The sequence below is a fragment of the Erwinia sp. B116 genome (assembly GCF_002865965.1).
Lineage (GTDB): Bacteria > Pseudomonadota > Gammaproteobacteria > Enterobacterales > Enterobacteriaceae > Erwinia.
Genome location: NZ_JRZZ01000070.1, coordinates 1 through 9,473 on the forward strand (window position 1 = coordinate 1; position 9,473 = coordinate 9,473).

Consider the following 9,473-nt stretch of genomic DNA (forward strand, 5'->3'; position numbering starts at 1 on the left):
GTCGCCAATGAAAAAACAGCGGACTTCAGACATCCCAATCTTGACCTGACATTAAGTAACCATGCGCTGCCCCCGCCCGCTTACAGCGATGCCGAACTGGTGGAGATATGGGACCGTATTACCCGTTCTTTCCGTCTCAGACATAATGCATTCTGATCCAAACGTTCGGGCAGATATAAAGGGTCTGCCAGAGATCATCTGTTGCTGCATGTAATCATCTTTCCAGAAATGAACCAACGCAGCGTAGGGTGGGGTGGTTCGGGTTCGTTGAGCGGGTAATTCTATATCCTTAGCAGTTTAGCATTAAGCGCAAGCTGGCCTTTTTTTATTGCGGAGGAGCGCGCATTGCCCTTCTTGCAGTATCGCGGACAAAAAAAAGCCCATCACAGGGGATGGGCAAAGACTACACACAGCAATTCGTTACATCACTCAGGGAAGGTTGTTTAAAAATCAGTAACTTGATTTCAAACCTGGTAATCATACTAGGGAACGGATGAACTGGCGTCTTTAAGAATCATCTTATTAGTTTACCGTTAGTGATATTTTGCGCCCTGCAGACGGCCACTTTTTGCCCGCGTGTAAGTCATAAAAATAAAATATCACCACAACTGCGGAAAACCGGCCAGGAAAAGGGGGGATTACAGGTATCTGGCAGAAAATTGAGGCGTGGCGCGGGGCGGGATAGATTTGGTAAATTAATGTTTCGGCCAGCGGGGCTGGCCGAAACGTCGAATCAGAGCGTACCGTTCTGATGGCGCTCGTGCTCGATCTCCGCCAGCTCTTCCACCACCGCCTGCGGGTCTTCATCCGGCGCGGGGGATTCATTAACCCACACCATCACCAGGCGGTAGGAGACGGCCAGCACCACCGGACCGATAAACAGCCCAATCATGCCAAAGGCGACCAGCCCACCGATTACCCCGGAGAGGATCAGGATCATCGGCAAGTCGGCACCCATGCGGATCAGCATCGGCCGCAGCACGTTATCCAGCGTGCCGACCACGCAGCTCCATACCAGCAGTATCGTGCCCCAGGTGGTATCCCCGCTCCAGTAGAGCCAGATAATGGCCGGTATCAGCACCACCAGCGGCCCCAGCTGCACCAGGCAGGAGAGGATCATCAGCACGGTCAGAATGGTGGCATAAGGAATGCCGGAGAGCGCCAGACCGATGCCGCCCAGCACCCCCTGCACCAGCGCGGTTACCACCACGCCCAGCGCCACCGCGCGGATCGCCTGACCGGCCAGCAGCACCGCCGCGTCACCGCGGCGTGAGGCGAGGCGGAAGGCGAAGTGGCGGATGCCGCGGGCGACCTGCTCACCGCGCCAGTAGAGCAGAATGCTGAACAGCAGCATCAGCCCGAGGTGCAGCATAAAGCGGCCAAAATGACCGGCCTGGGCGAAGAAGAAGCCGGTGGTGCGGCCGATATAGGGCTGGATCTTAGCCATGATGGCGCTGCCGCCGCCCGCTACCAGGTTATGCCAGGCGGAAAACAGCTTATGGCCGACCATCGGGATCTCTTTCAGCCACTGCAGTTCGGGCATCTGGATGCGCCCGGCGCTGATCCAGGCAATCACCGGCGAGCTGTTCTCAATCAGGCTGTTGACCAGCAGCGCGATCGGAATAACGAATACCAGCACCAGCAGCAGCGTCATCGCCGCCACCGCCAGCCCGCGTCTCCCCCACAGCCAGCCCTGAATTTTAATCATCAGCGGCCAGGTGGCGATCACCACCATGCTGGCCCAGGCAAAGCCGAGAATAAACGGCTGTACCACCCAGAAGCTCGCGGTGATCAGCATGCTGACAAACAGCAGCGAAAACACGATTTGCGGCAAATCCCACCCGTTGTAGACGTTCTTCATCTTGCGGACCGATCCTCAGTAAAGGCTTCCTGCCGCCGCCGGGCGATAACAGACCCGGGGCAACGGCAATTATTTTCGTACTTTAGCGACTGTAAAAATTCGGCAAAATCCCCCGCAGCCTGCACGGTTACGCTGAAGGCTGCCGCTTAATCATCACGGATTTCCTGATTTTTAGCCAGAAACAACAGGTTATTCTTTTGTTTCGCTTTTTGAAATAAAGGCAGGTCATAAAAAAATATGATAAAACGAACTGCTGCGTAACAGAGCGACGCAAACGATTCACATAACATTTTGGTCACCCGATAATGATCCCACAGATTTCCCGGGCACCCGGCCTTGTGCAGCTGGTGCTTGATTTTTTGGATGCGTTGAAGCAGGACGGTTTCACCGGCGACACGGCCACCAGCTATGCCGATCGTCTGATTATGTCCACCGATAACAGCATCTATCAGATGCTGCCGGACGCGGTGGTGTTTCCCCGCACTACGGCTGACGTGGCGCTGATTGCCCGCCTGGCCGGCGATGCGCGCTTTACCAGCCTGACCTTTGCCCCGCGCGGCGGCGGTACCGGCACCAACGGCCAGTCGCTGAACCAGGGCATCGTGGTGGATATGTCGCGGCACATGAAGGGCATCCTCGAGATCAACCCGCAGGAGCGCTGGGTGCGGGTCGAGGCCGGGGTGGTCAAAGACCAGCTTAACGCCTTTCTGAAACCTTACGGCTTCTTCTTTGCGCCGGAGCTTTCCACCAGCAACCGCGCCACCCTCGGCGGCATGATCAACACCGATGCCTCTGGCCAGGGATCGCTGGTCTACGGCAAAACCTCGGACCACGTGCTCGGCCTGCGCGCCGTGCTGCTGGGCGGCGATATCCTCGACACCCGTGCGATGCCGGTGGCCGAGGCCGGGCAGCTGGCGCAGCAGCCGGGTGCGGCAGGCAACATCTATCGCGTGGTGCTGGATCGCTGCCGTAAGCAGCGTACGCTGATTCTGGAAAAATTCCCCAAACTTAACCGTTTTCTCACCGGTTACGATCTGCGCCACGTGCTCAGCGACGATCTGCAGCAGATCGACCTGACCCGCATTCTCTGCGGCGCCGAAGGCACGCTGGCGTTTATCGCCGAAGCGCGGCTGGATATCACGCCGATCCCGAAGGTCCGGCGGCTGGTTAACGTCAAGTATGACTCCTTTGACTCCGCGCTGCGCAACGCCCCCTTTATGGTGGAGGCGAAAGCGCTGTCGGTGGAAACCGTCGACTCGAAGGTGCTGAACCTGGCGCGTGAAGATATCGTCTGGCATTCGGTCAGCGAGCTGATCACCGACGTGCCCGACAAAGAGATGCTCGGCCTGAATATGGTCGAGTTTGCCGGCGACGACGCTGAGCTGATTAACGGCCGGGTGACGGCGCTCTGCGCGCGTCTGGATGAGCTGATGGCCCTGCGCGAAGGCGGAGTGATTGGTTATCAGCTGTGTAACGATGTCGGCGGCATCGAGCGCATCTACGGCATGCGTAAGAAGGCGGTAGGGCTGCTCGGTAACGCCAAAGGCAGCGCCAAGCCGATCCCGTTTGTGGAAGATACCTGCGTGCCTCCGCAGAACCTGGCGGATTATATCGTCGAGTTTCGTGCGCTGCTGGACGGCCACAACCTCAGCTACGGCATGTTTGGCCACGTCGACGCCGGCGTGCTGCACGTGCGCCCGGCGCTGGATATGTGTGACCCGCAGCAGGAGATCCTGATGAAACGCATCTCCGACGAGGTGGTGGCGCTGACCGCGCGCTACGGCGGGCTGCTGTGGGGTGAACACGGTAAAGGGGTGCGTGGCGAATACAGTCCTGCCTTCTTTGGCGAGGTGCTGTACAGCGAACTGCGGCGCATTAAGGCGGCGTTTGACCCGGCCAACCGCCTGAACCCCGGCAAAATCTGCACCCCGTTGGGGGTTGACGACCCGATGATCAAGGTCGATTCGGTGACCCGCGGCCAGTATGACCGTCAGATCCCGATCGCCGTGCGCAGCGACTGGCGCGGCGCGATGGAGTGTAACGGTAACGGCCTGTGCTTCAACTTCGACGTGAACAGCCCGATGTGCCCGTCAATGAAGATAACCAGCAACCGCATGCACTCGCCGAAGGGGCGCGCCACGCTGACGCGGGAGTGGCTGCGCCTGCTGGCCGAGCAGGGCGTCGATCCGCTGCTGCTGGAGCAGCAGTTGCCGAAAAAGGGCGTCAGCCTGCGCGGCCTGATCCAGCGCACCCGTAACAGCTGGCAGGCGAAGCGCGGCGAGTATGACTTTTCGCATGAGGTGAAGGAGGCGATGTCCGGCTGCCTCGCCTGTAAGGCCTGCTCGACCCAGTGCCCGATCAAGATCGACGTGCCCGGTTTTCGCTCGCGCTTCCTGCAGCTTTACCACACCCGCTATCTGCGCCCGGCCAGCGACTATCTGGTGGCGACGGTAGAGAGCTATGCGCCGCTGATGGCGCGGGCACCGAAAACGTTCAACTTCTTCCTGCGCCAGCGCTGGGTCGGGGCGCTGAGCAAGCGTCATCTGGGTATGGTGGATCTGCCGTTGCTCTCGTCACCAACGCTGAAACAGCAGCTTTCCGGCACCCCGGCGCTGAGCACTACGCTGGAGCAGCTGGAGGCGATGGATGCCGGCCAGCGCGCCCGTCACGTGCTGGTGGTGCAGGATCCCTTTACCAGCTATTACGAAGCGCAACTGATCGCCGACTTTGTGCGGCTGATTGAGAAGCTCGGCTTCCATCCGGTGGTGCTGCCGTTCTCCCCTAACGGTAAGGCGCAGCACGTTAAGGGCTTCCTGCAGCAGTTCGCCCGTACCGCGCAGAAGACCGCCGATATGCTGAACCGGGTGGCGCAGCTCGGCCTGCCTCTGGTCGGCGTCGATCCGGCGCTGGTGCTCTGTTACCGCGATGAGTATCGCCAGGTGCTGGGCGACCGGCGCGGCGAGTTTCACGTGCAGCTGGTCCACGAATGGTTGCAGAACGCCGATATCGCCCGAAATGCCCCGTCGGCGGCGGGCGCGGCGTGGTATCTGTTTGGTCACTGTACCGAGTCGACCGCGCTGCCCGGTTCCGTCAAACAATGGGAAAGTATCTTTGCCCGCTTTGGCGCTACGCTGGAGAACGTCAGCGTCGGCTGCTGCGGCATGGCCGGCACCTACGGCCATGAAACCAAAAACCTGGAAAACTCACTCGGTATCTACGAGCTTTCCTGGCAGAAGGCGCTGCACAAGCTCCCGCGCGAGCGCTGCCTGGCCACCGGCTACTCCTGCCGCAGCCAGGTGAAGCGTACGGAAGGGAACGGCATGCGCCATCCGTTACAGGCGCTACTGGAGATAATCTGATGACCATATGGCGGCGTGAAACCACGCTGGAAGAGCTGAATCAGCGCAGCAAGGGCACCATGGTGGAACATATCGGTATCCGCTTTACCGCCCTGCACGAAGACAGCATTGAAGCGGTGATGCCGGTGGACGGCCGCACAAAGCAGCCGTTCGGGCTGCTGCACGGCGGCGCGTCGGTGGTGCTGGCCGAAACGCTGGGATCGATGGCGGGCTATCTCTGCACCGACGGCGATCGGCACGTGGTGGGGATTGAGATTAACGCTAACCACGTGCGGTCGGCGCGGGAGGGGGAGGTGCGCGGCCGCTGCCGGCCGGTGCACCTCGGCCGCACCCATCAGGTGTGGCAGATCGAAATCGTTGATGAACGTGACCAACTCTGCTGCACTTCCCGCCTCACTACCGCCGTGATCGCTAAATAACCCCGAATATTTCGGGGTTTTTCGTATCTGCTGCCGGGAGTATACTGGTCTCAGTTACATAATCCATGCGGCGCGTTTCACAAAATCGCTTTGCAGTTCGCTGGCTTTATCCCAGTCGCCGCTGAGCGCCAGTTGATGGCACAAACGGGACAACGAGTGGCGCGCCAGCTGCCAGGCTTGCATGCGAAACAGGCGTTCGCGCTGGGTGTTGCTCAGCTCAGCGACCAGGCGGTGATGCAGTTTGCCCAGCGCGTGCAGGTAGCTGTGATCGTCACCGTTGAGCTGGCACAGTTCGGCCATGTCCAGGCAGGTGGCGTTAAACTGGCGCAGTTGTTCGATGGTGCAATCGGGGCGGTTTAGCCGGGCCTGCGCCATATAAAAATCGACGGTAATATCACGTACGGAGAATTTGTACTCATCAATCTTATGTTGCAGCCAGGCACTTATCGAAACGGTCATTGCTGGGTCCGGTCGCGCTAATGATAATCATTATCATATTATAACTGCGGCAATATTCAATGACCTGAAATAAATTTTATCGATAAATGCAGCCTTTCAGAAAAATAGACGAAACCGATATAACGGATGAAAGGCGGCGGCAGGCGGACGATGGGTGAGCAGAGTACCGAAGTTACAAAATATAAACATCTTGTTTTCAACTGGTTATCTTTTATCGCGCGTTGTCGGTCGGGGTGTTACCCGGCAGCAGAACCCGGTCTAAACTTAACCAAAGGGTATCTGAAAACCCCCTTTAACCTTTATCCCTGCAAAACAAGAGGTTGAAGTGATACAGGTTATCACTAACATAGGGGCACTAGCCCGAAGGGCTATCGTATCGTGAGGTAATATATGCAATCAGCAAATCCTGCATCGTTTTCACCGGATGACTTTATCTGGAAAGGCCTGACGCTTACCGACAGCGCGGCCAAACAAATTCTGAGCCTGGCGGCAGGCGATCCCGAGATCCTTGGGCTGAAGCTGGGCGTCAAAACCTCGGGCTGCGCCGGGTTCGGCTACACCATGGACATGGTGAAAGCCTCAGCGAAGGACGATATTCCGTTCACGCACAACGGTGCGACGCTGCTGGTGCCGCTTGAGGCAATGCCGTATATCGACGGTACGGAAGTGGATTTTGTACGTGAAGGCCTGAACCAGATTTTCAAATTTAATAATCCTAAAGCTCAACACGCCTGTGGCTGTGGTGAGAGCTTTGGCGTTGAGTAAATTCTATGTCTCGTAATACTGACGCATCTGACGATGTACAGGTGTGGGAAGGAAGCCAGCAGAACTACAAAGAAGGCTTCTTTACCCAGCTGCAAACCGAAGAGTTCGCCCACGGCATTAATGAAGACGTGGTACGTGCGATTTCGGCCAAACGTAACGAACCTGAGTGGATGCTGGATTTCCGCCTGAAGGCGTTTGCCGCCTGGCTGGAGATGGAAGAGCCGCACTGGCTGAAAGCCAACTATAAAAAACTCGATTATCAGGACTACAGCTACTATTCAGCGCCTTCCTGCGGTAGCTGTGATGACAGCTGCGCGTCAGAGCCGGGAGCGACTCAGGCGTCAGGCGCTGAAGCGCCAAACTACCTGACTCAGGAAGTGGAAGAGGCGTTTAAGCAGCTCGGCGTGCCGGTGCGTGAAGGTCAGGAAATTGCCGTTGATGCAATTTTTGACTCGGTGTCGGTGTCGACCACCTACCGCGACAAGCTGGCGAAAGAGGGCATCATCTTCTGTTCGTTCGGCGAGGCGATTCACGATCACCCTGAACTGGTAAAACAGTATCTGGGCACCGTGGTGCCGGCCAACGACAACTTCTTTGCCGCACTGAACTCCGCCGTGGCCTCGGACGGCACCTTCGTCTACATTCCGAAAGGCGTACGCTGCCCGATGGAGCTGTCGACCTATTTCCGTATTAACGCGGCGAAGACCGGTCAGTTCGAACGCACCATCCTGATCGCCGATGAAGGCAGCTACGTCAGCTATATCGAAGGCTGCTCCGCGCCGGTGCGTGACACCTACCAGCTGCACGCGGCGGTGGTGGAAGTGATCATCCATAAAGACGCTGAAGTGAAATATTCCACCGTGCAGAACTGGTTCTCCGGCGGCGATTCCGAAGGCGGTATTCTTAACTTTGTGACCAAGCGCGCGCTGTGTGAAGGTGAAAACAGCAAGATGTCCTGGACCCAGTCAGAGACCGGCTCGGCGATCACCTGGAAGTACCCGAGCGTTATCCTGCGCGGTGACAACTCGATCGGTGAGTTCTTCTCGGTGGCGCTGACCAGCGGCCGTCAGCAGGCCGATACCGGCACCAAGATGATCCACATCGGTAAAAACACCAAGTCGACCATTATCTCCAAAGGGATCTCGGCCGGCACCAGCCAGAACACCTATCGTGGCCTGGTGAAAATCATGCCCACCGCGGAAAACGCCCGTAACTTCACCCAGTGCGACTCGATGCTGATCGGCGCCGAGTGTGGTGCGCACACCTTCCCGTACGTGGAAGTGCGCAACAACAGCGCGCAGCTGGAGCATGAAGCGACCACCTCACGCATCGGTGAAGATCAGCTGTTCTACTGCCTGCAGCGCGGCATCAGCGAAGACGATGCGATCTCGATGATCGTAAACGGCTTCTGCAAAGATGTGTTCTCCGAACTGCCGCTGGAATTCGCGGTGGAAGCGCAGAAACTGCTGGCGATCAGCCTTGAACACAGCGTGGGCTAACCCGCGATAAGAACATTGCCCGATACGGCGACTATCAACAGTGCTGGAAAGCATTGCGAAGGAAAACTTATGTTAAGCATTAAAGACTTACAGGTTAGCGTTGAAGATAAAGCTATCCTGCGTGGGTTGAATCTGGAGATTAAACCCGGGGAAGTGCACGCCATCATGGGCCCGAACGGTTCCGGGAAAAGCACCCTGTCTGCCACGCTGGCCGGCCGTGAAGACTACGAAGTGACCGGCGGTTCCGTCGAGTTTAAAGGCAAAGACCTGCTGGAACTGGACCCGGAAGAGCGCGCCGGTGAAGGCATCTTTATGGCCTTCCAGTACCCGGTTGAAATCCCTGGCGTCAGCAATCAGTTCTTCCTGCAAACCTCTGTTAATGCCGTGCGTAAGTACCGTGAACAGGAAGCGCTGGACCGCTTCGATTTTCAGGACTTTATTGAAGAGAAGATCGACCTGCTCAAAATGCCGGAAGACCTGCTGACCCGTTCAGTTAACGTCGGCTTCTCAGGTGGTGAGAAAAAGCGTAATGACATTCTGCAGATGGCGGCGCTGGAGCCGGATCTGTGCATCCTCGATGAGACCGACTCCGGTCTGGATATCGATGCGCTGAAAATCGTCGCCAACGGCGTCAACAGCCTGCGTGACGGCAAGCGCTCGTTCATTATCGTTACCCACTATCAGCGTATTCTGGACTATATCAAGCCGGACTTCGTGCACGTGCTGTATCAGGGCAAAATCGTTAAGTCCGGTGATTTCTCACTGGTGAAACAGCTGGAGGAGCAAGGCTATGGCTGGCTTACCGACCAGGAGTGATAACGCGCTGCAGCAGTGGCATCACCTGTTTGAAACTCAGGGTGAAGGCCGCTCGCTGCAGGCACAGCAGCACTGGCAGCAGCTGCTGCGCGTTGGCCTGCCGACGCGCAAGCATGAAGACTGGAAATACACTCCGCTGGACGCGCTGTTAAACCACCAGTTCGTGCTGCCGCAGAGCGCAGTGCTCAACGCTGAGACGGTGCAGCAGCACGCGCTGGCGATTGACGCGGTGCGCCTGGTGTTTGTTGACGGCCGTTTTGTGGCTGAACTGAGCGACAGCGATCACGATCTGTTC

At 57.7% G+C, this 9,473-nt stretch carries 8 protein-coding genes, 1 other RNA gene and 1 pseudogene; 7 read left to right on the forward strand and 3 right to left on the reverse strand.

Features of this window, described 5'->3' with window-relative positions:
* Positions 1-156, forward strand: a 156-nt coding sequence (locus tag NV64_RS24535) for a T6SS immunity protein Tli4 family protein (RefSeq protein ID WP_369878928.1), incomplete at its 5' end; no start/stop codon positions are given.
* Between the two features lie 212 nt (positions 157-368).
* On the opposite strand, the gene rprA is transcribed toward NV64_RS24535, so the two are convergent.
* Positions 369-473: antisense sRNA RprA (rprA, locus tag NV64_RS22065), an RNA gene on the reverse strand.
* A 260-nt stretch (positions 474-733) separates the two neighbouring features.
* On the reverse strand, positions 734-1,861 hold the full coding sequence (gene ydiK, locus NV64_RS22070) for an AI-2E family transporter YdiK (protein ID WP_056241753.1): 1,128 nt from the start codon (positions 1,859-1,861) through the stop codon (positions 734-736).
* Between the two features lie 305 nt (positions 1,862-2,166).
* Between ydiK and NV64_RS22075 the strand changes: the two genes are divergently transcribed.
* On the forward strand, positions 2,167-5,220 hold the full coding sequence (locus NV64_RS22075; RefSeq protein WP_101506796.1) for an FAD-binding and (Fe-S)-binding domain-containing protein: 3,054 nt from the start codon (positions 2,167-2,169) through the stop codon (positions 5,218-5,220).
* On the forward strand, positions 5,220-5,639 hold the full coding sequence (locus NV64_RS22080; RefSeq protein WP_101506797.1) for a hotdog fold thioesterase: 420 nt from the start codon (positions 5,220-5,222) through the stop codon (positions 5,637-5,639). Before NV64_RS22075 ends, NV64_RS22080 begins: the two co-directional genes overlap by 1 nt.
* A 54-nt stretch (positions 5,640-5,693) precedes the next feature.
* Here NV64_RS22080 and NV64_RS22085 read toward each other — a convergent pair whose 3' ends face one another.
* Positions 5,694-6,098 (reverse strand): hypothetical protein, encoded by a 405-nt coding sequence (locus tag NV64_RS22085; RefSeq protein WP_056241739.1) that lies wholly within the window; start codon positions 6,096-6,098, stop codon positions 5,694-5,696.
* A 390-nt stretch (positions 6,099-6,488) separates the two neighbouring features.
* On the opposite strand from NV64_RS22085, the gene sufA reads away from it, so the two are divergent.
* The 4 genes and pseudogenes from sufA to NV64_RS22105 all read left to right on the forward strand — a co-directional run.
* On the forward strand, positions 6,489-6,863 hold the full coding sequence (gene sufA, locus NV64_RS22090) for a Fe-S cluster assembly scaffold SufA (RefSeq protein ID WP_056241737.1): 375 nt from the start codon (positions 6,489-6,491) through the stop codon (positions 6,861-6,863).
* A gap of 5 nt (positions 6,864-6,868) precedes the next feature.
* The gene (gene sufB / locus NV64_RS22095) at positions 6,869-8,362 is read left to right on the forward strand and encodes a Fe-S cluster assembly protein SufB (protein WP_056241734.1); all 1,494 of its coding nucleotides are present in this window, start codon (positions 6,869-6,871) and stop codon (positions 8,360-8,362) included.
* Between the two features lie 69 nt (positions 8,363-8,431).
* The gene (sufC, locus tag NV64_RS22100) at positions 8,432-9,178 is read left to right on the forward strand and encodes a Fe-S cluster assembly ATPase SufC (protein ID WP_056241730.1); all 747 of its coding nucleotides are present in this window, start codon (positions 8,432-8,434) and stop codon (positions 9,176-9,178) included.
* Positions 9,153-9,473, forward strand: a pseudogene (locus NV64_RS22105) (FeS cluster assembly protein SufD); the annotation flags it as partial. The gene sufC and the pseudogene NV64_RS22105, both read left to right, overlap by 26 nt.

Coding starts and splice junctions, on each gene's coding strand:
- ydiK (WP_056241753.1), bottom strand. CDS start 1,861: ATGAAGAACGTCTACAACGGGTGGGATTTGCCGCAAATCGTGTTTTCG.
- NV64_RS22075 (WP_101506796.1), top strand. CDS start 2,167: ATGATCCCACAGATTTCCCGGGCACCCGGCCTTGTGCAGCTGGTGCTT.
- NV64_RS22080 (WP_101506797.1), top strand. CDS start 5,220: ATGACCATATGGCGGCGTGAAACCACGCTGGAAGAGCTGAATCAGCGC.
- NV64_RS22085 (WP_056241739.1), bottom strand. CDS start 6,098: ATGACCGTTTCGATAAGTGCCTGGCTGCAACATAAGATTGATGAGTAC.
- sufA (WP_056241737.1), top strand. CDS start 6,489: ATGCAATCAGCAAATCCTGCATCGTTTTCACCGGATGACTTTATCTGG.
- sufB (WP_056241734.1), top strand. CDS start 6,869: ATGTCTCGTAATACTGACGCATCTGACGATGTACAGGTGTGGGAAGGA.
- sufC (WP_056241730.1), top strand. CDS start 8,432: ATGTTAAGCATTAAAGACTTACAGGTTAGCGTTGAAGATAAAGCTATC.